This window comes from Microbispora sp. CL1-1 (assembly GCF_012034195.1).
GTDB lineage: Bacteria > Actinomycetota > Actinomycetes > Streptosporangiales > Streptosporangiaceae > Microbispora.
In genome coordinates, this window is the sequence record NZ_JAATEK010000030.1 from 58,824 (window position 1) to 83,992 (window position 25,169).

Annotated in this window: 24 protein-coding genes; 16 read left to right on the forward strand and 8 right to left on the reverse strand. The window is 70.9% G+C overall.

What is annotated here, in order from left to right:
• The first annotated feature begins 15 nt into the window (after positions 1-15).
• The gene (locus tag HCK04_RS28655; RefSeq protein WP_142650490.1) at positions 16-669 is read left to right on the forward strand and encodes a cyclase family protein; all 654 of its coding nucleotides are present in this window, start codon (positions 16-18) and stop codon (positions 667-669) included.
• Between the two features lie 245 nt (positions 670-914).
• On the forward strand, positions 915-2,522 hold the full coding sequence (locus HCK04_RS28660; protein WP_142650491.1) for an ABC-F family ATP-binding cassette domain-containing protein: 1,608 nt from the start codon (positions 915-917) through the stop codon (positions 2,520-2,522).
• A gap of 37 nt (positions 2,523-2,559) precedes the next feature.
• Here HCK04_RS28660 and HCK04_RS28665 read toward each other — a convergent pair whose 3' ends face one another.
• Complete coding sequence (locus HCK04_RS28665; RefSeq protein WP_030511698.1) at positions 2,560-3,051, reverse strand: Lrp/AsnC family transcriptional regulator; 492 nt, start codon at positions 3,049-3,051, stop codon at positions 2,560-2,562.
• Positions 3,052-3,279: 228 nt separating this feature from the next.
• Between HCK04_RS28665 and HCK04_RS28670 the strand changes: the two genes are divergently transcribed.
• The 9 genes from HCK04_RS28670 to HCK04_RS28710 all read left to right on the forward strand — a co-directional run bounded on the left by HCK04_RS28670 (position 3,280) and on the right by HCK04_RS28710 (position 11,877).
• On the forward strand, positions 3,280-4,713 hold the full coding sequence (locus HCK04_RS28670) for a gamma-aminobutyraldehyde dehydrogenase (RefSeq protein WP_142650492.1): 1,434 nt from the start codon (positions 3,280-3,282) through the stop codon (positions 4,711-4,713).
• Between the two features lie 51 nt (positions 4,714-4,764).
• Complete coding sequence (locus HCK04_RS28675) at positions 4,765-5,913, forward strand: ABC transporter ATP-binding protein (protein WP_142650493.1); 1,149 nt, start codon at positions 4,765-4,767, stop codon at positions 5,911-5,913.
• A 162-nt stretch (positions 5,914-6,075) separates the two neighbouring features.
• Positions 6,076-7,332 carry a spermidine/putrescine ABC transporter substrate-binding protein gene (locus tag HCK04_RS28680; RefSeq protein WP_205830818.1) on the forward strand — a complete coding sequence of 419 codons (1,257 nt, stop codon included), beginning with the start codon at positions 6,076-6,078 and terminating at the stop codon, positions 7,330-7,332.
• Complete coding sequence (locus HCK04_RS28685; protein WP_142650494.1) at positions 7,329-8,192, forward strand: ABC transporter permease; 864 nt, start codon at positions 7,329-7,331, stop codon at positions 8,190-8,192. Before HCK04_RS28680 ends, HCK04_RS28685 begins: the two co-directional genes overlap by 4 nt.
• Positions 8,189-8,980, forward strand: coding sequence for an ABC transporter permease (locus HCK04_RS28690; protein ID WP_142650495.1), 792 nt, complete (start codon positions 8,189-8,191; stop codon positions 8,978-8,980). The genes HCK04_RS28685 and HCK04_RS28690 overlap by 4 nt, the downstream gene beginning before the upstream one ends.
• A gap of 13 nt (positions 8,981-8,993) precedes the next feature.
• Positions 8,994-10,388, forward strand: a complete 1,395-nt coding sequence (locus tag HCK04_RS28695) for an FAD-dependent oxidoreductase (RefSeq protein ID WP_142650496.1) — start codon at positions 8,994-8,996, stop codon at positions 10,386-10,388.
• Positions 10,389-10,685: 297 nt separating this feature from the next.
• Complete coding sequence (locus tag HCK04_RS28700; RefSeq protein ID WP_312845777.1) at positions 10,686-11,180, forward strand: SDR family oxidoreductase; 495 nt, start codon at positions 10,686-10,688, stop codon at positions 11,178-11,180.
• A gap of 53 nt (positions 11,181-11,233) precedes the next feature.
• Positions 11,234-11,485 carry a hypothetical protein gene (locus HCK04_RS28705; RefSeq protein WP_142650497.1) on the forward strand — a complete coding sequence of 84 codons (252 nt, stop codon included), beginning with the start codon at positions 11,234-11,236 and terminating at the stop codon, positions 11,483-11,485.
• A complete protein-coding gene (locus tag HCK04_RS28710; protein WP_142650498.1) occupies positions 11,485-11,877 on the forward strand; it encodes a type II toxin-antitoxin system VapC family toxin in 393 nt (130 codons plus the stop codon). Before HCK04_RS28705 ends, HCK04_RS28710 begins: the two co-directional genes overlap by 1 nt.
• A gap of 61 nt (positions 11,878-11,938) precedes the next feature.
• Here HCK04_RS28710 and HCK04_RS28715 read toward each other — a convergent pair whose 3' ends face one another.
• The 3 genes from HCK04_RS28715 to HCK04_RS28725 form a co-directional block, all read right to left on the reverse strand.
• Complete coding sequence (locus HCK04_RS28715; protein ID WP_142650499.1) at positions 11,939-12,280, reverse strand: hypothetical protein; 342 nt, start codon at positions 12,278-12,280, stop codon at positions 11,939-11,941.
• Between the two features lie 7 nt (positions 12,281-12,287).
• Positions 12,288-13,160 carry an aryldialkylphosphatase gene (locus HCK04_RS28720; RefSeq protein ID WP_142650500.1) on the reverse strand — a complete coding sequence of 291 codons (873 nt, stop codon included), beginning with the start codon at positions 13,158-13,160 and terminating at the stop codon, positions 12,288-12,290.
• Positions 13,161-13,233: 73 nt separating this feature from the next.
• On the reverse strand, positions 13,234-13,959 hold the full coding sequence (locus HCK04_RS28725; RefSeq protein ID WP_142650501.1) for an SDR family oxidoreductase: 726 nt from the start codon (positions 13,957-13,959) through the stop codon (positions 13,234-13,236).
• 56 nt (positions 13,960-14,015) lie between these two features.
• Here HCK04_RS28725 and HCK04_RS28730 point away from each other — a divergent pair, with 56 nt between their 5' ends.
• Positions 14,016-14,315: a nuclear transport factor 2 family protein gene (locus tag HCK04_RS28730; RefSeq protein ID WP_142650502.1), complete on the forward strand. Its 300-nt coding sequence runs from the start codon at positions 14,016-14,018 to the stop codon at positions 14,313-14,315.
• A gap of 37 nt (positions 14,316-14,352) precedes the next feature.
• Here the strand turns inward: HCK04_RS28730 and HCK04_RS28735 are convergent, their stop codons facing one another.
• Entirely contained in the window at positions 14,353-14,994 is a 642-nt protein-coding gene (locus HCK04_RS28735) for a VC0807 family protein (RefSeq protein ID WP_142650503.1), read from the reverse strand.
• Between the two features lie 338 nt (positions 14,995-15,332).
• Between HCK04_RS28735 and HCK04_RS28740 the strand changes: the two genes are divergently transcribed.
• A complete protein-coding gene (locus HCK04_RS28740; RefSeq protein ID WP_240971898.1) occupies positions 15,333-16,124 on the forward strand; it encodes an LLM class F420-dependent oxidoreductase in 792 nt (263 codons plus the stop codon).
• A gap of 108 nt (positions 16,125-16,232) precedes the next feature.
• On the opposite strand, the gene leuE is transcribed toward HCK04_RS28740, so the two are convergent.
• A complete protein-coding gene (gene leuE, locus HCK04_RS28745; RefSeq protein ID WP_142650505.1) occupies positions 16,233-16,916 on the reverse strand; it encodes a leucine efflux protein LeuE in 684 nt (227 codons plus the stop codon).
• A 111-nt stretch (positions 16,917-17,027) separates the two neighbouring features.
• Between leuE and HCK04_RS28750 the strand changes: the two genes are divergently transcribed.
• From HCK04_RS28750 to HCK04_RS43810, 3 genes are read left to right on the forward strand one after another with little or no spacing between them, the layout of a single operon-like run.
• Positions 17,028-18,416 carry a selenium-binding protein SBP56-related protein gene (locus tag HCK04_RS28750; RefSeq protein WP_142650506.1) on the forward strand — a complete coding sequence of 463 codons (1,389 nt, stop codon included), beginning with the start codon at positions 17,028-17,030 and terminating at the stop codon, positions 18,414-18,416.
• The gene (locus tag HCK04_RS28755; RefSeq protein ID WP_205830832.1) at positions 18,404-19,015 is read left to right on the forward strand and encodes a hypothetical protein; all 612 of its coding nucleotides are present in this window, start codon (positions 18,404-18,406) and stop codon (positions 19,013-19,015) included. Before HCK04_RS28750 ends, HCK04_RS28755 begins: the two co-directional genes overlap by 13 nt.
• 58 nt (positions 19,016-19,073) lie before the next feature.
• Positions 19,074-22,661, forward strand: a complete 3,588-nt coding sequence (locus tag HCK04_RS43810) for a BTAD domain-containing putative transcriptional regulator (RefSeq protein WP_142650507.1) — start codon at positions 19,074-19,076, stop codon at positions 22,659-22,661.
• Here HCK04_RS43810 and HCK04_RS28765 read toward each other — a convergent pair.
• Positions 22,595-24,343, reverse strand: a complete 1,749-nt coding sequence (locus tag HCK04_RS28765) for a CocE/NonD family hydrolase (protein WP_142650508.1) — start codon at positions 24,341-24,343, stop codon at positions 22,595-22,597. The genes HCK04_RS43810 and HCK04_RS28765 overlap by 67 nt on opposite strands.
• On the reverse strand, positions 24,340-25,125 hold the full coding sequence (locus tag HCK04_RS28770; RefSeq protein WP_142650509.1) for an ABC transporter permease: 786 nt from the start codon (positions 25,123-25,125) through the stop codon (positions 24,340-24,342). Before HCK04_RS28770 ends, HCK04_RS28765 begins: the two co-directional genes overlap by 4 nt.
• Between the last annotated feature and the right edge of the window lie 44 nt (positions 25,126-25,169).

The window sequence follows — 25,169 nt, forward strand, 5'->3', positions numbered from 1 at the left end:
CCAGGGGGAGAAGCCGTGATCGTCGACCTGTCGGTGCCCGTCGTGAGCGGCATGCCCGTCTACCCCGGCGACCCGGAGGTGGAGATCGCGCCCGCCCTCACGGTGGCGGCCGAGGGCGTCAACGTCCTCGGCCTGCACCTCGGGTCGCAGTCGGGCACGCACGTGGACGCGCCGTTCCACATCGACGACGCGCTGCCCACGCTCGACGACCTGCCGCTGGAACGCTTCCTCGGACCGGCGGTGGTCCTCGACGCCCGGGGCCTGCCGCCGTGTGCGCCCGTCACCCCGGCGATGCTCGCCGCGGTGACCGGGCGGCTGGCCCCGGGGACCGTCCTGCTGGTCGCGACCGGCTGGGACGAGCACTGGGGAACCCCGGAATACCGGACCCACCCCTACCTGGACGCGGAGACCGCCCGCCTGATCGTCGCCGCGGGCGTGCGCACCGTCGGCGTCGACGCGCTCAGCGTCGATCCCACCCCGGCTCCCGCCGATCTGCCGGCGCACCGCGTGCTGTGCGGCGCGCACGCCGTCATCGCGGAGAACCTGCGGGGTCTCGGCCCGCTGCTGGACGCCCAGGCCGCCGGCCGCCCGATCGAGGTCTCGCTGTTCCCGCTGCGCCTGGCCGGGGCCGACGGCGCTCCCGTCCGCGCCGTCGCCCGGATCGGCTGACCCCCGCGTACGCCGTGGGTTGACGGATGGCGGCATCGGGCTGCTATCGTGTCCGGCGCTCGTGACCCCAGGCTAGGAGACCAGACGTGGCAGGTGAGGACGACATCTCCGGGTGATACCGGAGATCGAGCGGCCCCGGCAGGCGCGCATGACCGCCGCCGATGTGGCCCTCGTTGTCGTTCTCTGATCCCTGTCCCCTTGCCGGGCGGCTCCGGTGCGCCCGGATCACGTACGAGGTCTCTCGCATGTCCGATGCGTTCATCATCTGTTCCGGCCTGTCCTTTTCCTGGCCTGACGACACGCCCGTCTTCGACGACCTGTCCTTCACCGTGGGCGGTGGCCGTACGGGCCTGGTCGCTCCCAACGGCGCGGGCAAGAGCACGCTGCTCAAGCTGATGGCCGGTGAGCACCGGCCTCGCGGCGGGAGCGTGTCCGTCAGCGGCGTGCTCGGTTATCTGCCGCAGAGCCTGCCTCTCACCGGCGACCTGACCGTGGCCGAGGTGCTCGGCATCGCCCCGGTGATCGCCGCGCTCGATGCCATCGAGTCGGGCGACGCCGCCGAGGAGCACTTCACCACGATCGGCAACGACTGGGACATCGAGGAACGCACCCGTGCCCAGCTCGACCGGCTGGGGCTCGGCGACCTCGCGTTCGACCGCATCCTGCGTACGCTGAGCGGCGGCCAGGTCGTCTCGCTCGGCCTGGCCGCCCAGCTTCTCAAGCGGCCCGACGTCCTGCTGCTGGACGAGCCGACGAACAACCTCGACCTCGGTGCGCGCCGCAGGCTCTACGACGTGCTCGGCGACTGGAACGGCTGCCTGCTGGTGGTCAGCCACGACCGGGCCCTGCTCGACCGCATGGACCGCATCGCCGAGCTCGACCGGGGAGAGATCCGCTTCTACGGCGGCGGTTTCACCGCCTACGAGGCGGCCGTACGCGCGGAGCAGGAGGCCGCCGAACGGACCGTGCGCAGCGCCGAGCAGGAGCTCAAGCGCGAGAAGCGGGAGATGCAGCAGGCGCGTGAGCGGGCCGAGCGCCGCGCGGGCAACGCCGCCCGCAACCTCAAGAACGCCGGGCTGGCGCGGATCTTCGCCGGGAACATGAAGCGGGGCGCCCAGGAGTCGGCCGGGCGGGCCGGCCAGATGCACGCCGCCCGCGTGAGCGACGCCAAGGCCAGGCTCGACGAGGCGGGCCGGGCGCTGCGCGACGACCAGAAGATCGCGCTGGAGCTGCCGGGGACCAACGTGCCCGCCGGGCGGACGGTCTTCCTCGGCGAGGGCCTGCAGGTCCGTGGCCTGTTCGCCGAGCCGGGCATCGACCTGGCGATCCTCGGCCCCGAGCGCATCGCGCTGACCGGCGCCAACGGCGCGGGCAAGTCCACCCTGCTGCGCGTGATCGGCGGCGAGCTGGAGCCGGACGCCGGCACGACCAGGCGGGCCGACGGCCGGGTCGCCTACCTGTCGCAGCGGCTCGACCTGCTCGACGTGGATCGCACCGTGGCGGAGAACCTGGCGGCGTTCGCCCCCGGCATGCCGGAGGCGGAGCGGATGAACCTGCTCGCCCGCTTCCTGTTCCGCGGCGTGCGGGCGCACCTGCCGGTGGGCGTGCTGTCGGGCGGCGAACGGCTGCGCGCCACGCTGGCCTGCGTGCTGTGCGCCGAACCGGCGCCTCAGCTCCTGCTGCTCGACGAGCCCACCAACAACCTCGACCTGGTCAGCGTGGGGCAGCTGGAGAGCGCGCTCGGCGCGTACGAGGGGGCGTTCGTGGTGGTCAGCCACGACGAGCGGTTCCTCGCGGAGGTCGGGGTGGACCGGTGGCTGGAGCTGTCCGACGGCCGACTGCTGGAGACCTGAGCCCCCCGGCCCCGCCGGGCCGGGGCGGGGACGGTCGTCAGTGGGTGCCCCAGGAGTAGGTCTGCTTGTGCAGCTTGAGGTAGACGAAGGTCTCTGTCGCCCGCACGCTGGAGATCGCCCGGATCTTTCCGAGGATCTCCAGCAGGTGGGTGTCGCCCTCGCAGACGACCTCGACCATGATGTCGACCGACCCGGCCGTGAGCACCACGTAGTCGATCTCGGGGATCTGCGACAGCTCGTCGGCCACCTGCTCCAGGTCGCCCTCGCACTTGATGCCGATCATGGCCTGGCGGGGGAAGCCCAGGGTGAGCGGGTCGGTGACGGCGACGATCTGCATGACGCCGAGGTCGAGCAGGCGCTGCACGCGCTGGCGCACCGCGGCCTCCGACAGCCCCACCGCCTTGCCGATGGCGGCGTACGGCTTTCGCCCGTCCATCTGAAGCTGCTCGATGATCTGCTTGGAGATCTCGTCGAGCACCACCGGCCCACCCTTCGCGGCAGCCGCGCGAGCCTTTGGCGGAGTCGTCATCCTCGGGGGGTGTCCTCTCTTGGCGGGCTTCGGCTTCGATCGCCGTAGCGACCTGGTGTTACAGCATCATTTTTGACATGTTGCGATCGTGGTCTGACATGTTGTCAGCTCCGTCGCTCACGTCAAGCGATTTCGTAGCAATTTGGTATCTTAGCGACGAAATCCCTTGTCGTTGGCTCTTTCCTCTGCCAGAGTCGCGACAACTCAGCCACCACCAGGAGGTCACCGGTGACCACCCGTCTCCAGAACTTCGTGAACGGGAAGTTCGTCGACGCCGCCAGCGGCCGTTTCTCCGACGTCGTAGACCCTACGACGGGGGAGGCATACGCCCAGGCACCGGTGTCGGGCCAGGAGGACGTCGACGCCGCGTACGCCGCCGCGACGGCCGCCTTCGAGACGTGGGGCCAGACGACCCCGGGCGAGCGCGCGGCGCTGCTGCTGAAGGTCGCCGACGCGATCGAGGCCCGCGCTGACGAGATCAACGAGGCCGAGTGCCGCAACACCGGCAAGCCCCGCGCCCGCATGGCCGAGGACGAGACCCCGATCGCCGCTGACCACTTCCGGTTCTTCGCCGGTGCGGCCCGCACCCTTGAGGGCCCGACCGCCGGTGAGTTCCTCGCCGACCACACCTCGGTGATCCGGCACGAGCCTATCGGTGTCATCGGTCAGGTCACGCCGTGGAACTACCCGATGATGATGGCGGTCTGGAAGATCGCCCCCGCTCTCGCGGCCGGCAACACGGTCGTGCTCAAGCCGTCCGACACCACGCCGGTCTCCACGCTGAAGCTGGCCGAGATCCTCGGCGACGTCCTGCCCGCCGGGGTTTTCAACGTCGTGACCGGCGACCGGGAGACCGGTGCGCTGGTGGTCGGCCACCCGGCCGCGAGCATGGTCGCGATCACCGGTTCGGTCGGCGCGGGCATGTCGGTCGCCAGGACCGCCGCCGACGACGTCAAGCGCGTCCACCTGGAGCTGGGCGGCAAGGCCCCGGTCGTGATCTTCGAGGACGTCAAGGACATCAAGGCCGTCGCCGAGGCGGTCGCCGGGGCGGGCCTCTACAACGCCGGCCAGGACTGCACCGCCGCCTGCCGCGTGCTCGTGCAGGAGAGCATCCACGACGAGTTCGCCGCGGCGCTGGCCGAGGCCGCGGCCGCCACCAAGCTGGGCGGCCTCGAGGTCGAGGACGCCTACTTCGGCCCGCTGAACAACGCCAACCAGCTCGCCCGGGTCGAGGGCTTCTTCCAGCGCCTCCCCGAGCACGCGAAGGTCCTCACCGGCGGCACCCGGGTCGGCGACAAGGGCTTCTTCTTCGCCCCGACCGTCGTGGACGGGCTGAAGCAGGACGACGAGATGGTCCAGGACGAGATCTTCGGCCCCGTCATGACCATCCAGACCTTCACCGACGAGGCGGACGCGCTGGCCAAGGCCAACGGCGTCCGTTACGGCCTGTCCGGCTCGGTGTGGACCACCGACCACGGCCGCGCGATGCGGATGTCCAAGCGACTCGACTTCGGCGTCGTCTGGGTCAACACCCACATCCCGTTCGTGTCCGAGATGCCGCACGGCGGCTTCAAGCACTCGGGCTACGGCAAGGACCTGTCCGTCTTCGGCCTGCACGACTACACCCGCGTCAAGCACGTCATGCACTACATCGGCGAATAGGCGCCATCGGCCGCGGCCGGACGCCTATCGAAAAAGAGGGATAAGCCTGGAATGACAGAGATCCAGGCGGGCTCGGGGGCGGCCGTCGCGGCTGCCCCCGTATCAGGAGACGTGCCCGCCATCGAACTCGACCACGTGGTCAAGGAGTACGTCTCGCACGGCGAGGTCGTACGGGCGGTCAAGGGCGTGAGCCTCGCCATTGCGGAGGGGGAGTTCTTCTCCCTCCTCGGCCCCTCGGGCTGCGGCAAGACCACCAGCATGCGCATGATCGCCGGGTTCGAGGACCCCACCCAGGGGATCGTCAGGCTCCACGGGGAGGACGTCACGAACGTCCCGCCCAACAAGCGCGACATCAACATGGTGTTCCAGTCCTACGCGCTGTTCCCGCACATGAACGTCTGGGACAACGTCGCGTTCGGGCTCAAGCGCAAGAAGGTCCCCGACGCGGAGATCAAGCGCCGCGTCGGCGAGATCCTGGAGGTCGTCGACCTGGTCGGCCGCGAGAAGCGCCGGCCGAAGGAGATGTCGGGAGGCCAGCAGCAGCGCGTCGCGCTCGCCCGGGCCCTGGTCAACCGGCCCCGCGCGCTCCTGCTCGACGAGCCGCTCGGCGCGCTCGACCTCAAGCTCCGCCAGGCCATGCAGATCGAGCTCAAGCGCATCCAGCGCGAGGTCGGCATCACGTTCGTCTACGTGACGCACGACCAGAGCGAGGCGCTGACGATGAGCGACCGCATCGCGGTCATGAACGACGGCCTCGTGGAGCAGCTCGCGGACCCCCGCGAGATCTACGAGCGGCCCGCCAGCAAGTTCGTGGCGGGATTCATCGGCACCTCCAACCTGCTGAGCGGCACCGTCCAGCAGATCACCGGCGACACCGCCGTGCTCGCGCTCGGCGCGAGCGACCGCATCCTCGTCCCCGCCGACGGCGCGCTCGCGCCCGGCGCCACAGTCGACCTCACGGTCCGGCCCGAGAAGATCAAGATCGCCAGGGACCGGCCGGAGGGCGACCTCAGCGTGGTGCGGGGGACCGTCTCCGAAGTCGTCTACCTCGGCACCTACAACAGCTACGTCGTGGCGCTCGGCGACGGCGCCGAGATCACGGTGTTCGAGCAGAACGCCCACGACAGCACGATCACCGCCGAACGCGGCGACACCGTCTGGCTCTCCTGGCAGCCCTGGCACTCCTACGCGCTGCGGTAGATTCCCCCACCGGTTTCACCCTTCGAACCCCGCCACGAATCCCGAATCCCCGGCATCCCGAATCCCCGGCATCCCGAGTCCCCGGTTATCCCGAACCCCCCGGTTATCCCGAACCCCCCGGTACAGCGAACCCGGTAGAGCGAACCCGGAGCACGAACTCCTATGAACGACCCATACAGGCAGGACCCCGCCCTCCTCCGCGGCATGACCCAGCGCCGGCTCGGCAGGCGCGACGCCTTCCGGCTCGCGGGCCTGTCGGCCGCCGGGCTCGCTCTCGCCGCCTGCGGCGTGCAGGGCAAGGGCACGGCCAGGCCGTCCTCCTCCGCCCAGGCCCAGTCAGAGGTGGAGAAGTTCTGGTCGGGCAAGACGAAGAACGGCCACGTGGACTTCGCCAACTGGCCGCTCTACATGGACCCCAAGCAGCCCGAGCTCAAGCAGTTCACCCAGCAGACCGGCATCACGGTGAACTACAAAGAGGTCATCCTGGAGATGCCGAGCTGGTTCGCCAAGATCCAGCCGCAGCTCGCCGCCGGGCAGTCGATCGACTACGACCTCATGGTCGTCACGAACGGCCTGCACTTCCAGCGGCTCGTCGAGCTCGGCTACCTGGCCCCGCTCGACCACACCAAGCTGCCGAACTTCGCGGCCAACGTCGCGCCGGAGTACAGGAACGAGTCGTTCGACCCCGGCAACGTCTACAGCATCCCGTGGGCCTCCGGCATCACCGGCATCGCGTACAACCCGAAGTACGTCGACACCCCGCCGACCATGGCCGACCTGTGGAACCCCAAATACAAGGGCAAGGTCGGCATGATGTCCGACTCCCAGGAGATCGCCAACTTCGGCCTCTTCGCGATCGGCGTGGACCCCGACAAGTCCACCGAGGCCGACTGGCAGAAGGCCGCGGCCAAGCTCCAGGAGCAGCGCGACGCCGGCATCGTGCGCAAGTACTACGACCAGGCGTACACCGACCCGCTCGCCAAGGGCGACATCTGGCTCACGATGGCCTGGTCGGGCGACGTCTTCCAGAAGAACGTCTCCGACGGCACGGACCTCAAGTTCGTGGTCCCGCAGGAGGGCGGCACCATCTGGACCGACAACATGACGATCCCGAAGACCGCGACCAACCCGGTCGACGCGATCATGCTGATGGACTTCTTCTACGACGTGAACGTCGCGGCGCACCTCGCCGAGTACATCAACTACGTGACGCCGGTCCCGGCCGCCAAGGACGTCATCGCCGCCGACGCCGCCAAGGCCACGGGCGACGACAAGAAGCTCCTCGAACAGGTGGCGAGCAGCCCGCTGGTGTTCCCGAGCGAGCAGGACACCGCCAGGCTCCGCAGCTACGTGAACGGCAAGACGCCGGAGGAGCAGAAGAAGTTCGAGTCCATCTTCCAGGCGATCACGACGTCATGAGCAGGCTCCGGGCTTCGCTGACGCCATACCTGCTGCTGTTCCCCGGCACGCTCTGGCTGGCGATCTTCTTCGTCATCCCGACGGTCGTCATGCTGTCGCTGTCGCTGCAGTCGGGCGACGTCGTCAACGGCTACGCGTTCACCTTCAACTGGCACAGCTACGTCGACGGGATCAGCACCTACCACGACCAGATCGTCAGGTCCCTGGTGTACGGCGTGATCTCGACGGTGATCCAGATCGTCATCGGGTTCCCCGTGGCGTACTGGATCGCCTTCAAGGGCGGCACCCGCAAGTCGGTCTACCTGTTCCTCCTGCTGCTGCCCTTCCTGGTGTCGTTCGTGCTGCGCACCATCTCGTGGCAGTTCTTCCTGTCCGACAACGGCATGCTGCTCGGGCCGCTGAAGTCGCTGGGCCTGGTGCCGCAGGACTTCCACATCCTCGCCACGAGCGCGGCGGTGATCGGCGGCCTGGCCTACAACTTCCTGCCGTTCATGATCCTGCCGATGTACGTGGCGCTGGAGCGGATCGACCCGCGCGTCCTGGAGGCCGCGCAGGACCTCTACGCCAGCAAGACGCAGACCTTCCTGCGGGTGGTGCTGCCGCTGTCGTTGCCAGGCGTGTTCGCCGGCGTGCTGATGACGTTCGTCCCGGCCACGTCGGACTACGTCAACGCCTCGGTGCTCGGCGGCACCAGCAACACGATGATCGGCAACGTCATCCAGAACCAGTTCCTGATCAACCAGGACTATCCGACCGCCTCGGCGCTGTCGTTCACGCTGATGGCCCTGCTGCTCGTGGGCATCTTCGCGTACGCCAAGGCGCTCGGCACCGAAGACGTGCTGGAGGTGGCGGCGCGATGAAGCGTGGCCTGCTGCGGGGCCGCGGCCTGCAGATCTACACCTGGCTGGTGATCGCCTGGCTCGTGCTGCCGATCGCCGTGATGATCCTGTTCGGCTTCAACGACACCAAGGGCCGCTACAACACGGCCTGGCAGGGCTTCACGTTCAAGTGGTACGGCAAGCTGTTCGAGATCGGCGACCTCACCCAGGCGCTGGTGAACTCGCTGCTCATCGCGGTGCTGACGATGCTGATCGCCGGGGTGCTCGGGTCGCTGATCGGGCTGGCGCTCGGCCGCTACCGCTTCCGCGGCTCCGGGGCGATGAACCTCGTGATGTTCGCGGCGATCTCCTGCGCCGAGATCGTGATGGGCGCGTCGCTGCTGTCGCTGTTCGTCACGCTCGCCGTGCCGCTCGGCTTCTGGACGATCCTGATCTCGCACGTCATGTTCTCGATCTCGTTCGTGGCCGTGACCGTGCGGGCACGGGTGATGACGCTCGACTCCTCCCTTGAGGAGGCCGCCCGCGACCTCGGCGCGGGACCGTGGACGACGTTCCGGCTGGTCACCCTGCCGATGATCTTTCCGGGCGTGCTGGCGGGCTCGATGCTGGCCTTCGCGCTGTCGATCGACGACTTCGTCATCACCAACTTCAACTCCGGCGGCACCATGACGTTCCCGCTGTGGATCTGGGGGGCCACCCGCGTGGGCCTGCCACCGCAGGTGAACGTCATGGGGACGCTGATCTTCGCGGCCGGTGTGCTGATCGCCGTGGTCAACGCCCTCCTGGCCCGCCGCCGCGCCAACGCGTGAGGATGTGGGATTCGTGGTTCCGTCGAAGGCGCTCGCCGACGCGGAGCGCAAGCCGTACTGGCTGGACCGGCCGATCGCGCCCGAGCCGCTGCCCCCGCTGACGGGAGACGTCACGGCCGACCTGGCGGTGGTCGGCGGCGGGTTCACCGGCCTGTGGACCGCGCTGATGGCCAAGGAGCGCGACCCCTCGCTCGACGTGGTCCTCCTGGAGGGCCGCGCGGTCGGGTGGGCCGCCTCCGGCCGCAACGGCGGGTTCTGCGCCGCCAGCCTGACCCACGGTCTCGGCAACGGGCAGGACCGCTGGCCCACGGAGATCGCGACGCTGGAACGGCTCGGCCGGGAGAACCTCGACGAGATCGAGGCGACCCTCGCCCGTTATGGCGTCGACTGCTCCTTCGAACGGACCGGGGAGCTGCGGGTCGCCACCGAGGAGTGGCAGCTCGCCGGGCTCGACGAGGAGGTGAGCGGGGCGGCCTCGCTCGGCGTCCGGCTGGAGCGGCTCGACCGCGAGCAGGTGCGGGCCGAGGTGGACTCCCCGACATACCTCGGCGGCGTGTGGGACCGCGAAGGCGTCGCCATGGTCGACCCGGCGCGGATGGCATGGGGGCTGCGCGACGTCTGCGTGCGGCTCGGCGTGCGCGTCTTCGAACACACGCCGGTGCGCGCCGTGCACGACGACGGCGTCACGCTCGAACTGGAGACGCCGAAGGGGCGGGTCAGGGCCGGGCGGGTGGCGCTCGGCACCGGCGCCTTCCCACCGCTGCTGCGCCGGCTCAGGCACTTCCTCGTGCCGGTGTACGACTACGCGCTGATGACCGAGCCGGTGCCGGACGACCTGCTGGCGGCGATCGGCTGGCGGCACCGCCAGGGCATCGGCGACTCGGCCAACCAGTTCCATTACTACCGGCTGACCGACGACAACCGGATCCTGTGGGGCGGCTACGACGCCGTCTATCACAACGGCGGCCTGGTCAAGCCGGAGTACGACCAGCGCGACGCCACCTTCGAGAAGCTCGCCACACACTTCTTCGAGACGTTCCCGCAGCTCCACGGCCTGCGCTTCACGCACAGGTGGGGCGGGGTCATCGACACCTGCAGCCGGTTCAGCGCCTTCTTCGGCACCGCGTACGGCTCACGCCTCGCCTACGCCGCCGGATACACGGGCCTCGGCGTGGGGGCCACCCGCTTCGGGGCCAACGTCATGCTCGACCTGCTGCAGGGCAGGGTGACCGAGCGGACGGACCTGCAGATGGTGCGGCACAAGCCGGTGCCCTTCCCGCCGGAGCCGGTGCGGTCGGGCGTCATCCAGCTCACCCGCTGGGCCATCGCCCGGGCCGACGAGCACGAGGGCCGCCGCAACGCCTGGCTGCGCACCCTCGACGCCTTCGGGCTCGGCTTCGACTCCTAGGTTCTCGTACCTTTCGGCGTGGACGACGACTGGGGAGCCGCCCGGGCCGTCCGCGAGATCTTCGTGCCTTTCGCGCACAGGTAGCCTGCCGGCGCAGAAGACACGGATCGAGGAGTTCCGAGATGACCACAGAAGCCGGGCCCCCGCTCCTGGCCGTGGCGCGGCCGCCGCATCCCGCCCGATCGCGCTCGTGACCGGTGTCGGCCGGACCGTGGGCATCGGCGCGGCGATCGCCCGTGAGCTGGCCGCGTCCGGCTGGACATCGCGTTCACCTACTGGACGCCGTACGACGAGCGCATGACCTGGGGCGCCGAGCGCGGCGCGGCAGACGAGATCGGCAGCTCACTCGCCGCGCGGGGCGCGGCGTTCGCGGCGATCGAGGCGGACCTCGCCGACGTGCGTGCGCCGGCGCGGATCTTCGACGAGGCGGAGCGCCTGCTCGGAGGCGTCACCGCGCTGGTGATGAGTCACTGCGAGTCGGTCGACTCCGGCCTGCTCGACACCACCATAGAGAGCTTCGACCGGCACTTCGCGGTGAACGCGCGTGCCGTCTGGCTGCTGATCCGTGGGTACGGCCGGCGGTTCCGCGGCGTGCACGCCAACGTCGTCAACCCGGGGCCCGTGGACACCGGGTGGATGTCGGATGAGGTGCTGGCGAGATGCCTCGCGCAGACACCCCTGGGCCGGCTCGGCATGCCGCAGGACACCGCGCACCTGGTGAGCTTCCTGTGTTCCCGGCAGGGGCAGTGGATCAACGGTCAGTTGCTCAAGAGCAACGGCGGGTTCTCCTGAGCCGCCCGTCGCGAGCCACCTGCGGCACTACTACCAGAGGTAGCATGCATGGTATGAGCGGTAGTAAGAAATACTCCGTGAGCCTGCCTGAGGAGCTCGCCGAGGCGATCCGTGCCCAGGTCGGACCGGGCGGTTTCTCCGCCTATGTCGCCGAAGCCCTCGAGCACCGGATGGCCATGGACAAGCTGCGCGAGATCGTGGCCGACTTCGAGACCGACAACGATCCGCTGACGCGAGAGGAGATCGACGCGGCGCGTGCCCTCCTGCGTCACGACCACAGGGCCAAGGGCGGGGCGGCCGCCTGATGCCGGGCACGCTCGTCCTGGACAGTGAGGGCCTGTCACGGCTCTACCGCAAGGACCGCAGCGTGCTGGCGCTTCTCGCGGCTGCGGAGGAGGAGGGCGTACGTGTCGTGACCACGGTGATGACCACGCTCGAGGCCGACGACGAACGGGTGCATCCGGCACGGGTCCGATGGGTTCTGTCGCGTATCGACGTCCTCGACGTCACCCGGGAGGTGGGAGCCGAGGCGGCGGCGCTGCTGCGTACCCACCGCCTTCGCGGTCACAGGTACGCGATCGACGCCGTCCTGGCCGCGAGCGCGCGTGTCGCGGCCCGTCCGGTCACGGTCCTGACCTCCGATCCCGCGGATCTCACGCCACTCTGCGGCGACCACGTCGAGATCGTCAAGATCTAGGTGCACCGCCACGATGTCGGTCATCACCGCGGACACACCGCATGAAGCCCCGGTTCGACGTTCAGACGAGGGGATGAATCTCGCGCTGAGGGAGTTCGAACCACTCCGGGTCCAGATGAGCACCGCTGTCCATGGTGACGAGCGCCAGAGCGCTCGCGCGCGACGCGATCGTGAACGGGTCAGGCAGCAGGTGCACCAGGTGGTCGAGAGCGTGCGGGTCCGGTCCGTGCACCTCATGCGGGTCGAGATTGTGCATCCACAGCCGGATGTGCCCATCGGCCGCGTAGAGCATCCATGCGCGCCCGACCGGCCTGTCCGGCCGTTGGACCACCGTCCAGTTCAGCCCCATGTCCAGCCACTGCGCCACGCTGAGCAAGCGCCGGTAGTGCTCGACCAGGTCCATCGGGCCGTCAGGCGGTGAGCCAGCGGAGCGGGTTCTCGTGGGTGATGAGACGCAGGGTGTCGTCGTCCACGCCGGCCTCTCGCAGGGCAGGGAGGACTGAGGAGAACAGCCGCCCGTAGCCCTGCCCGCCGTAGCCGGACAGGTGCTCCCGCAGGCGTACGCCGCTGCTGAGCAGGACGCGCTCGGCGTGCCCGCCGTCGAGGAGGGTGAGGACGTCCTCGGCGTCGTCCACGCTCACGTACGCCCCGGTCTCGGCGATCTTGCGCTGGACCAGTGGATCGCCGGAGCGGGCGGCCAGACGCCGGGCGGGGACGTTCTGCGAGAGCAGGAGCTCCAGCAGCTCCAGGCCGCCCGTCGCCACGGGGAGGTCGGTGCGCAGCGAGGCGCGGGCGGCGGCGGTGACGGCACGCTCCTCGGCCGGGGTGGGCGTCTCGTCCCACGCGGCGGCGACGATGACACCCGGCCGCGCGCCCGTCCCGTCGAGCCCGGCGCCGATCTCGTGCAGCAGGTCGGCGGTCAGGTCCTCCACGCCGTACCGCGTGATGGCCGCACCCGCGAACGGCTGCGCGGCGAAGCCGGTGGCGGCCACGATCGGCACCCGCGAGGCCATCGAGATCCGGGCGAGCGCGGCGGGGTCGCGGGCCATGCCGATGCAGCTGTGCTCAACGATCAGGCCCAGCGCCTGCTCCCTGCCGAGGTTCTTGACCTCGGCCAGCACATATCGCTCCTCGTCCAGCCACCGATGGGGATCGGAGTCCACGCCGATGCCCCAGCGGGTGTCGGTGCGCAGGTGCTCGTACGGCAGCACCGGCCCGTCGATCTCGGAGACGGGGACGGCGCCCGTGACGGTCTGGATACGGGGAAAATATGCGCCGGACATGAACGGACATTAACCGATTTTTTGCCGAAACAGCTCGCGAATCACATGATTCTTTGGTTTCGACCAGGTGAAATCAGCTCATCGTCTTGCCGCCGTTGACGGCGAGCCGCTGGCCGGTGACGAACCGGGCACCGGGGGAGGCGAGGAACGCCACCGCCTCGGCCACGTCCATCGGCACGCCCATGTGGCCCAGCGGGACGTCGCTCAGATAGCCGGTGTAGTCCTCCGGGGGAACGTCCGCGTGCCGCTCCACCGGGATCCAGCCGGGCTCGACGGTGTTCACCGTGATCCCGTACGGCCCCAGCTCCCGGGCCCACGACCGGGTGAGCCCGTGCATGGCGGCCTTGGCGGCGACGTAGTGCCCGAACTCCGGGTTGCCGAGATCGGTGACCTCGCTGCCCACGTTGACGATCCGGCCCGAGCCGGCCTCGCGCATGCCGGGCAGCACGGCCTGCAGGATCAGCAGCGGGGCCTTGACGAAGAAGCGGAGCTGGCCGAGGTGGTCCTCCCAGGTCTGCTTCTCCACCGGCACCAGCGGCTGGGGACCGGTGGCGTTGTTGACGACCACGTCGACAGGCCCGATCGCGGCCACGCCCTCCCGTACGGACTCCTCGTCGGTGACGTCGAACCTGGCCAGAGCGGCCGAGCCGCCGGCGGCGGTGATGCGGTCGACGACGGCGGAGGCCCCGGCCGTGTCGTTGGCGTAGTTGACGGCGACGTGCCAGCCGTCCGCGGCGAGTCGTTCGGCGATGACGGCGCCCAGACCTCGTGAGGCGCCGGTGACCAGTGCGTTACCCATGACATGCGTCCCTATCACAGATCACGTAGGGCGATGGGGCGGGGGAACCGGCCCGGATCGGCGCCGACGCCCTCGTGGGCGGGTGGCGCACCGGCCTGCACGCCCGCAAGCAGAGCTTCCACACCGTGAGCAACTTCGCCGTGACGGTGGACGGCGCCGAGGCGCACGTGACCACCAAGGGATACTCCTACAACCTGCTCGACGCCGAGCTCGGCGGCGGCATGTTCGAGGTGTGGGGCGTCTACCGGCTCCGGCTCGTACGGCAGGCCGTGGGGTGGAAGGTGACGGCCTTCGCGTTCGACGCCTGGCACACCCGCGGCGACGAGGCGGCGCGCACCCACCGGCTGGAGGCCTGACGGGGGCTGACAAGGACCAACGGGGACTAAGGGGGGACTAACGGGTGACCGCCGGAGTCTCGGTGTGCAGCCGCCCCAGGACCCGGCGGAACGCCCAGACGGATGCCGCGAAGGCCAGGCCGGTGACGACGGCGACGGCGGCGGTGCGGATGATCAGGTAGTCGCCGATCGACTCGTTCAGCAGCAGCCAGATGCTCATGGCCGAGTTGGCCAGGAGGACGAACGCCCACAGCAGGGTGATCCGGGCGAAGAAGGTGCGGACGCGTTCGTGCCGCAGCACGAACGACGGCAGGTGGATGTAGTCGAGTGTGAGCCGCTGGACCAGCGGGCGGCGCATCCGCACCGACGCCAGGAGCACCATGCTGATGCAGATCGTGCCGAGCTCCGGCTGGATGAAGTAGAGGACGGGGCTGCCGGTCCACAACCCGATCACGGTGCGGAAGGTGATCGCGATCGTCGCCATGATCATCGTTCCCGGCACGGGCTGGCGCCGGACGAGCCGCCACAGGACGCCCAGGTAGACCCATGACACCGCGGCCATCAGCGCGCCGCGCAGGCCGAGCACCGCGAGGGCCGTGTAGAAGACCACGAGGGGGGCCACCACGCCTTCGAGGAGCCTGGGCACCGCCTGCCTGATCAGCGCGGTGAGCCGTGGCAGGGCGAAGGGTGCGTGGTTCATGGCGACTCCAACGGGCCGGTGGGGGAGACCGACGCTGTAGTTGGGCAACGCGCCTACCCGGACATAACGGATGGAAACCCCGGGTTGGGCGGCATCGTCGGTGGCTTACCGTACCTGACCGTCACGCCCGCGGGGGCCGAATGCCGAAGCGCCCCCGCGCTTCATAACGGTACGGTATGCCTCCAGTGGCCGTCTCGGCCGATGGAAAACCCCTGATCAGCGCTTTACCAGGGGGTGCTGAGCGCTTTTCCCGGCGGGTGGCGGATGCGGGTTACGTTGACGGCATGGACTCGGGTTTCGGCTACTTCGCAACGGATGATGCGGTTCGTCCTGATTCCTTGGCCCGGCTCGTCGAGCAGCGCGGCCACACGGCGCTGCTGTTCACCGAGCACACGCACATTCCGGTGCCACCCGCCGGCGAGACGCCGAAGGACCAGGAGGGAGGCGAGCTGCCCCGGCGCTACTGGCACAGCTACGACCCGTTCATCGCCTGCATGGCGGCGGGCGCGGCGACGACGCGGCTGCGCGTGGGCACGGCAATCTGCCTCGTGCCCGAGCACGAGCCCATCAGCCTGGCGAAGACGGTGGCGAGCGTGGACAACCTGACCGGCGGGCGGTTCGAATTCGGCATCGGCGCCGGATGGCAGCGTGAGGAGCTGCGCAACCACGGCGTCGATCCGGCCCGCCGCTTCGCCGTCATGCGGGAGCGGGTGCGGGCGATGCAGGAGATCTGGACCCGTGACGAGGCCGAGTTCCACGGCGACTTCGTGTCCTTCGACCCGATCTGGTCATGGCCGAAACCGGCGCAGAAGCCCTACCCGCCGATCCTGGTGGGCGGCGCCGGGCCGCGTGTCTTCGACCGCGTGCTCGGTTATGGGGACGCGTGGCTGCCCAACTACGGCCCCGGAATCCTGGAGCGCATCCCCGAGCTGTTCCGGCGGGCCGAGGAGGAGGGCAGGGACGTCGAGGTCATCGTGGTGTCCGTGCCGGCCGACCCCGGCGTGCTGGAGCGGTGCGAGAAGGCGGGGGTCGCCCGGGTCATGCCCTGGCTGCCGTCGGCCGGGTGGGACCGGATCCAGCGGGCGATGGACGCCTTCGAGAACGCCCTCGCCGACATGCGCGGCGAATGAGCCTGCCGGATGCCCGCCGGATGAGCCCGCCGGATGAGCCCGCCGGATGAGGCCGCCGGATGAGGCCGCCGGATGAGGCCGCCGAATGGGCAAGGCCCAGGGCGGGTGTCAGCTCAGGGTCGCGGTGGCCAGCTTGGCGCCGAAGCCGAGGAAGAGCGCGCCGACACCCGAGGTGAGCCCGGCGGCCAGCTTGCGGCGGCGCCGGAAGTGGCTCGCGAGGAACGTGCCGCCGAAGATGAGCGTGCTCAGGTAGGTCACGCTGAAGATCTGCACGATCAGCGCCAGGATCAGGAACGACAGCGCCGGCGCGCCGTACGACGGGTCCACGAACTGCACGAAGAACGCCACGAAGAACAAGATGGCCTTGGGGTTGAGCAGGCTGATCGTGAACGCCTTGCGGAACGGGCTGCGCACCGGCGCCTGCTCGGTGGTCTCCGTGGCCTGGGCCGTCTCGGCGACCTGGGAGGCCGCGGCCGTGCCGCGGGAGGCGCGCAGGGAGCGCCAGGCGCCGCGGAGCATGCCGAAGCCGATCCACGCCAGATAGATCGCGCCCGAATACTTCACGATCGAGAACAGGACGGGCGTCGACTTCAGCAGCGACGCGACCCCCGCGGCCGACAGGAACATGAGGACCGAGTCACCGGCGAAGACCCCGGCCGCCGCCCGGTAGCCCTGCCGCACGCCACGCTGCGCGGCGGTGGACAGCACGAAGAGCGAGTTGGGCCCCGGAAGCAGGATGATCAGGAACGTTCCCGCGATGTAGGTCCAGATGTTGGTGATGCCGAAGAACATGCTCGCTCCCGTCACGAAATCGCATGTCCTGTTATAGCCCTATCCAGGCGCCGGTCACAGTCAGTAGATTCCTATTGACTTGGTAGGGAACGCGGGAGAATCCTGGGGTGCATGACGTTGTGGAAGCCTGACCCCACGTTCTATCCCTCGCCGAGGGACGCCGCCGAGGCGCCGCCGGAGAAGCTGGCCTACGTGGCCGCCTTCGACCGGTCGGCCCAGCGGCCCGACGCGCTCGCCGTCCTCGACACAGATCCCGGCTCCCCGTCGTACGGGACCGTGGTGGGCTGGACCGACCTGCCGTACACGGGGGACGAGCTGCACCACTTCGGCTGGAACGCGTGCAGCAGCGCGCTGTGCCCCTACGCCCCGCACCCCCACGTCGAGCGGCGCTACCTGATCATCCCCGGCCTGCGGTCGTCGCGGATCTACATCTACGACACCAAGGACCGGGTCAGCCCCGAGCTCGTGAAGGTCATCGAGGCGGAGGAGCTGGGCAAGCGGGCCGGCTACTCCCGCCCGCACACCGTGCACTGCGGCCCCGAGGGCCTGTACGTCAGCGCGCTCGGCGGCTACGGCGACGACGGGCCCGGCGGCATCGCGATCCTCGACCACAACTCGTTCGAGGTCCTGGGCCGGTGGGAGGTCGACCGCGGCCCGCAGTACCTCGCGTACGACTTCTGGTGGCACATCAACCACGACGTGCTCGTCACCTCCGAGTGGGGCACGCCGTCCATGGTCGAGGACGGGGTGGTCGGCGAGCTGCTGCTCGGCCGCAAGTACGGCCACAAGATCCACTTCTGGGACCTGCGCAAGCGCAGGCACGTCCAGGAGGTGGACCTCGGCGACCAGCACCAGATGACGCTGGAGCTGCGCCCCGCCCACGACCCGACCAAGACGTACGGCTTCGTGGGCGTCGTGACCAGCGTCGAGGACCTGTCGGCCTCCGTGTGGGTGTGGCACAAGGACGGCTCCCGGTGGACGGCCGAGAAAGTGATCACCATCCCGGCCGAGCCGGCATCGCCCGACGACCTGCCCGACGTGCTCAAGCCGTTCGGCGCGGTGCCGCCGCTGGTGACCGACATCGACCTGTCGGTGGACGATCAGCGCCTGTACGTGTCGTGCTGGGGCACCGGCGAGCTCAAGCAGTATGACGTCTCCGACCCGTTCAAGCCGGTCGAGATCGGCTCGGTCCGCCTCGGTGGCATCGTGCGGCGCGAGGCGCACCCGGCCGCGCCGGACGAGCGGCTCTCGGGCGGCCCGCAGATGGTCGAGGTGAGCCGCGACGGCCGCCGGGTCTACGTCACCAACTCGCTGTACGGCGCCTGGGACGACCAGTTCTACCCCGACGGCGTGGGCGCCTGGATGGCGAAGGTCGACGCCGAGTCGTTCACGCTGGACGAGCGGTTCTTCCCGCACGGCGACGACTTCCGCGGCCTGCGCCCGCACCAGACCCGGCTCCAGGGCGGCGACGCGTCCTCCGACTCCTACTGCTACCCGTGACCCTGACCGCCGTCATCCTGCTGGGCGCCTTTCACGGGATCAATCCCGCGATGGGCTGGCTGTTCGCCGTCGCCCGCGGGTTGCAGGAGCGCAGCCGCGACCTGCTGCTGCAGTCCCTGCCGGTCATCGCGCTGGGCCACCTCGCGTCGGTGGCCCTCGTGGTGCTCGCCGTGTCGGCGACCGGCTCGATCGTGACGGCCACGGCCCTCTCGATCGGGGCGGGCGTCGTGCTCGTCGGGTTCGGCCTGTGGCACCTGCTCTCCCGGCGGCACTTCCGCTGGGTGGGCATGCGGCTGTCGCTGCCGCAACTGGCCGCCTGGTCGTTCCTGATGTCGTCGGTGCACGGCGCGGGCCTGATGCTGCTGCCCGTGCTGACCCGCATGCCCGCCGCCGGTCACCACGGGCACGCCCTGTCGGGCGGCATGCTCGTCGCCGGGGTGCACACGCTCGCGATGTTCCTCACGGCGACCGTCGTCGCCGTCGTGGTGTACGAGTTCCTCGGCGTGGCCGTCCTGCGCCGGGCCTGGTTCAACCTCGACAGGATGTGGGCGTTCGCCCTGGTGGGAGCCGGCGTCGTCACCCTCGTGGGCGCCGTCTGAGCGACCACGCGACGGGCGGGCGGCGCGGCCTCCCGTACGGCTGGCAGGATAGACCGGCGTGCGGGTTCGTCTCCTCGGCGCGCTCGAGGTCCTCGATGACGACGGGGCTCCGGTCGCCGTCACGGGCACGCGGGTGCGCGCGTTACTGGCCGTGCTGGCCATGCGGCCCGGCCGCCTCGTCCCGGCCGACCGGCTCGTGGACGCGCTGTGGGAGCGCGACCTGCCCGCCAACGCCGCGAACGCCCTGCAGACGCTGGTCAAGCGCCTGCGCGCGGCGCTCGGGCGGCCGGACGCGGTGCTGTGGCGCGACGGCGGCTACGTGCTCGACCTCGACCCGGCGCGGGTCGACGCCCACGTCTTCCTGCGGCTGACCCTGCCGTACGCCACGGGCACGCTGCCGGACGGGGTGACGGACGGCGTCACGGACGCCGAGGCCGCGAGCGGGGAGCTGGACGAGGCGCTGGCGCTGTGGCGCGGGCCCGCCCTGGCCGACCTGCGCGCGGTGTCCTACCTGGCGGCCGCTGCGGCCCGGCTGGAGGAGCGGCGGCTGGCCGCGGTCGAGGCACGCGCCGCCGCGCACCTCGCGCTCGGCCGTGAGGTGGACCTGTCGGCCGAGGTGGCCGCCCATCCGCTGCGTGAACGGCTGTCCGCCCTGGCGATGCGCGCGCTCGCCCGCTCGGGCAGGCAGGCGGACGCCCTCGCCCTGTGGGAGCGGATCCGCCGGGCGCTCGCGGACGAACTCGGCGTCGATCCCGGTCCGGAGCTGCAGGCCGCCCATCTCGACGTACTGCGCGGGCAGGATGCCCCGATGCCGCCCAGCCCGCCGATGAACCGCACCCCCAGCACCCCCAGCACCCCCAGCACCCCCAGCGCCCCCGGCGATAGGGGCACCCCCGGCGCGGCGGGCGCCCCCACTACCGGCGCGGTGGGCATCCCCGACGTCCCGAGCACACCGGGCACCCCTGGCATCCCCAGTGCCCCCGGCATTCCCGACGCCGCCGGTTCCCCCGACAGCCTGGGCGGCTCCGGCACTCGCGCGGGCAGGGTGTGGGCGCCGCCGACGACGTTCGTGGGCCGCGAGGAGGAGGTCACGCGTCTCGCGGCCCTGCTGCGCGACTCCCGGCTGGTCACGGTCGTCGGTCCGGGCGGGGCGGGCAAGACGCGCCTCGCGGTCGAGACGGCCCTGCGCGTCGTCCCGACCAGTGCCGCCGAGCACCGCCACGGCTCCGGTACCGGAGGTTCCGCGGAGGGCGGGCGAGGCGAGGACAAGCGTGGCAAGAGCGGGCGGGGTGAGGACAAGCGTGGTGAGAGCGGGCGGGGCGAGCACACGTGCGGTGAGGGCCAGTGTGGTGACGACAGGCACGGTGAGGGCCGGTGTGATGAGAGCAGGTGTGATGAGAGCGGGTGCGGCGAAGGCGCGTGGCTGGTCGAGCTGGCCCCTCTGACGGACCCTGCCGACGTCGTGCGGTCCGTGCTCGAAACGCTGGGCGTCGCCGCCGAGCCGCGGGTGGGCGGCGACTGGCGGCGCGACCCGCCCGACCCGGCCGAACGTCTGGTCGCCGCCCTCTCCGGGCGCGAGTTGCTGCTCATCCTCGACAACTGCGAGCACGTGATCGACGCCGCGGCGCGCCTGGCCGAGCTGGTGCTGCGCCGCTGCCCGGGAGTGCGCGTGCTGGCGACCAGCCGCGAGCCGCTCGGCGTGCCGGGGGAGACGCTCGCCCCGATCCCTCCCCTCGGCCTGCCCCCGGAGGGCGTCACCCCCGGCGAGGCGGGCGGCTACCCCGCCGTACGCCTCCTGGTCGACCGCGCCCGCGCGGTGAGTCCCGGCTTCGTCCTCGACGAGCGTACGACGCCGCACGTCGTGACGATCTGCCGTCGCCTCGACGGGATGCCGCTGGCCATCGAGCTGGCCGCGGCGCGGATCAGGGCGCTCGGCCCCGAACGGCTCGCGGCCCGCATCGACGACCGGTTCCGCTTGCTGACCGGCGGGAGCCGTACGGCTCTGCCCCGGCACCGCACGCTGAGCGCGGTGGTCGAGTGGAGCTGGGACCTGCTCGCGCCCGAGGAGCGGACGCTGGCCGAGCGGCTCGCGGTGTTCGCGGGCGGGGCCACGCTGGACGACGCGGAGCTGGTCTGCGGTGGCGACGGCCTCGACGTGGTGGCGGTGCTGCCGTCGCTGGTCGACAAGTCCCTGCTGGAGACGCCGGGCGACGGCCGGTTCCGGATGCTGGAGACGATCCGCGCATACGCGTTGCGACGGCTGACGGACAGCGGTGAGCTCGACCACTACCGGCGCCGGCACGCGGCGCACTTCCTTCGGCTGGTCGAGGACGCCGAGCCGCGCCTGCGCGGAGCCGGGCAGCTGGAGTGGATGGCCAGGCTGACCGCCGAGCAGGACAACCTGAACGCCGCCCTGCGCTGGGCCGTCGACTCCCGGGACGCGGAGACCGCGCTGCGCCTGTGCGGCACGATGAGCTGGTATTGGTGGCTGCGCGGGCATCGCGGTCAGGCGTCCGTCTGGGCCGGGCAGGTGCTCGACCTCGTTCCCGAAGGCCCGCCGGCCGGGATGGTGCGCGCCTATGCCGGATGCCGGTTCGCGGTCACGGTCACCCGGCTCGGCATGATCTGGACGGAGCCCGGCCGCGTCGAGGAGATCCGCCGGGAGCTCGGCGACCTCATCGAGGAGGCGCTCCGCGAGGGGCCGGTGCATCCGATGCTGCCGATCCTGCGGGCGGTCGTGACGGCGATCGCCGGACGCAGGGAGGATGCGGCCGCGATGCTCGACGCGTACGCCGGCTCGGACGATCCCTGGCTGGCCGCCTCGGCGCTCATGATCAGAGGCGGCTCGCTCGGCCCGCACGGCGGCAGCGAACGGGACGTCGCCGAGGCGGTGCGCAGGTTCCGCGCACTGGGGGATCGCTGGGGGCTCAGCGAGGCCCTCCTCACGCTGGCCACGCTCCGCGCCCGCCGGGGCGCGGAGACGACCGACCTGATCGACGAGATCGCCGGGCTGACCGCGGGATGGGTCAGCGCGGACGACATGATCTCCACCCTGACCCGCCTGGCCGAGCTGCGCCTCCAGGCGGGCGACCGCGAGGGCGCGGCGGCGGACGTGGCGGCGGCCCGTTCCCACGTGACCGCCGGCGTCTCGCCGTACGCGCTGGTGCAGGTGAGCATTTGCGAGGCGAACGTGGCGCGGAGCGGGGGCGATCTCGACGGCGCGGTGGCGGCGTACGAGGAGGCCCTGTCCGTGCTGGAGGACAGCCCCGCCGTCCCTCAGCAACTCGCGTCGACAAACGCCGCGTATGGCAGGACGCTGCTGGCCAGGGGCGACCTCGACGGCGCGCTCGCGCGTCATCACCAGGCGCTGGACGCCCTCGGCGCCGCCCCCGACCCGCCGGTCCTTTCGACCGTGCTGGCCGGGATGGCCATGATCGCCCTGGCCGGGGGCGACGCGACGCGGTCCGCGGCGCTCTTCGGTGCGGCCGACGCCGCGTTCGAGGGCTGGCGGGCGGACGCCGAGGCCGCCGCGGCGCTGGAGTCGGCGCGTGAGACGGCGGGCCCGGCCTTCGACGCCGCCTACGAGCGGGGCCGTACGGCGTCGCGCGAGGACCTCGGCCTGCCCGTCACCGGCAGCAGCAGGTAGGACGGCGCGCTGATCGTGATCCGCGCGGGGGCCGCGTGCCGGGCGAACTTGGGGAAGTTCGATCCCGCCACCTCCACCCGCACCCGGTGCCCGGCCCCGAAGACATGGGCGAGGTTGCCGAGGAGGACACGCGCCGTCTCCGGCTGAGCGCCGCCGCCTGTGAGCTCGGTGCCGCCGTCCGCGACTTGGGCGGCACCGTCCGCGAGTTGAACGCCGCCGCCTGTGAGCCGAGTGGCACCGTCCGGGAGTTGGGTGGCGCCGTCCGCGACACGCGCGATGCCGTCCACGAGGATTTCCTCCCGGCCGTCGGGGTGCACGTCCACAAGCTTGCCCGTCACCGTGAAAGACCTCGCGTCGGATTCCACGGTCACCACCAGTTCGGCCGCGCCCATGACCTCAAGCGGCGCCGGCAGCGGCCCGGTCGTGTGGCGCAGCACGTCGGACCGGCCGGCGAGCGGCCGCTGGTCCACCGGCCCCGGGCCCGGCGGCAGGAACTCGACCACGCCGCCGCCCATGGTCGGCACGGGATCATCGGGGTCGGACAGGAAGCAGGCGCGCAGCTCCGCCTCGGGCCCGAGCGAACCACCGTCTCCCAGGTGATAGCGGACAGTCTCGTTCTCGGGCGGCCAGCCGGCCATCGTCCGCCATTCGCAGGCGCCGGTGACGAACACCCGCACCTTCGCGTCGTCCCGCAGCGGTGTGCCGCGCATCCAGTGGCCGAACCAGTCGAGGTGGAGGCCCGTCCAGTCCACGGCCTCCCCGCTCGCCTGGTCGCCGTAGTCGCGCCCGGCCAGAGTCCGCTCGCGGAGGGCGTGGCTCCACGGGCCGACGACGAGGCGGGCCCGGTCGCGCAGCGCGTGGTAGGTGCGGATGGTGCTGTCGCGGAAGTAGTCGTACCACCCGGTCGACAGCAGCGCAGGCACCTCGATCCTGTCGTAGCGGGCCTCCAGGTCGGTTTCCCTCCACAGCTCGTGCGACGGGTCGGGGTGCGCGAGCCAGTCGGCATAGAAGGGGAAGAGCGCCGTGATCTCCGGCTGGTCCTCGACGGGCAGGCGGCGGAGCAGCTCGCCGAGCCGTGCCGCAAGGGAGGCTTCGCTCGCGTGGAGCCGTGCGCGGCGGGCCACGTGGAGCGGCGCCATGACGGCAGCCAGGACCGGCAGGATGACGCCCAGCCTGGGAACGCCGCCGGCGTACACCACGTCGTGCAGCCCGGCGGGGCAGACGGAAGGCGTGATGGCCCGCAGCCCGTCCGGCCGCTCGCTCGCGGCGAGGAGCTGGGCGATCCCGAGATAGGAGTCGCCGAACATCCCGACCTGCCCGTCACACCAGGGCTGACGTGCGGTCCAGGTCACCGTGTCGTGCCCGTCGGCGGCCTCTCCGGTGAGGAACCGCAGGTCGCCCTCCGACTCCCCGGTGCCGCGCACGTCCTGCACCATCACCGCGTAGCCAGCCGACAGCAGCCGGGCGACGTCGAGCCGAAGTCCCGGCCCGTACGGCGCCCTGCCGTACGGGGTCCGGGCCAGCAGGACGGGGTGCCGCCCGTGAGGCGCGGGCAGCCAGACGGTCGCGGCGAGCCGGGTGCCGTCGCGCATGGGCGTCCACACGTCCCGGCCGTCGGGGAGCTCATGGGCCCAGGCCGGCACGGGGACGGGGACCCCCGGACTCCTCCCCGGGGCGTTCACCGGATCCTCCGGGCATAGGCGCGTACGGCGAGCGGGGCGAAACACGCGGTGACGGCGGCGGCCCAGGCCAGCGTGACCCAGACGTGCGGTCCCACGGGAGTGCCGAGGAGCAGCGCCCGGACGGCGTCGGCCAGGTGGGAGATCGGGTTGATCGACGACCACCAGCGCAGCGCGGCCGGCAGGTTGGCCGGGGGGATGAACGCGCTGCTGCCGAACGTCAGCGGCAGCAGGATCACGGTCGCCATGCCCTGCATCGAGGCGACGGACTTGGCCTTCAGCCCGAGCCATGCCGACACCCAGCTCAGGGCCAGGGCGAACAGCAGCAGGAGGGCCACACCGGCCAGCGCCTCCAGGGGCGCGGCGGTGATGCGGAACCCGGCCGCGATGCCGGCGAGCAGGGACACCGCGATGGTGACCGTCGTCATCAACGCGTCCGCGGCGACCCGCCCGATCAGCGGGGCAGAGCGCGCGATCGGCATGCTCCGGAATCGGTCGAACACGCCTTTCACGATGTCTTCGGCGAGGTTCATGCCCGTGGTGTTCGTCGAGATGAGGGTCACCTGCGTGAGCACGCCGGGCACCAGGTAGCGCGCAGCATGATCGGGGTCGCCGGACATGGCCCCGAACATCAGGACGAAGACCACGATCATGAAGACCGGCTGGAGCAGGAACTGGATGAGCCGGCCGAGTTCGTTCCGCAGCGGCACCAGGCTCCGCCAGGCGAGGGTCATGCCCTGGGCGAGCGCGCCCCTGCGTCCGGTCGTGAACGGTGTGGCGGTCATCGCGTTCTCCCCGCGGTCGTCGGCCGGTCTCACTCGTGTCGTGG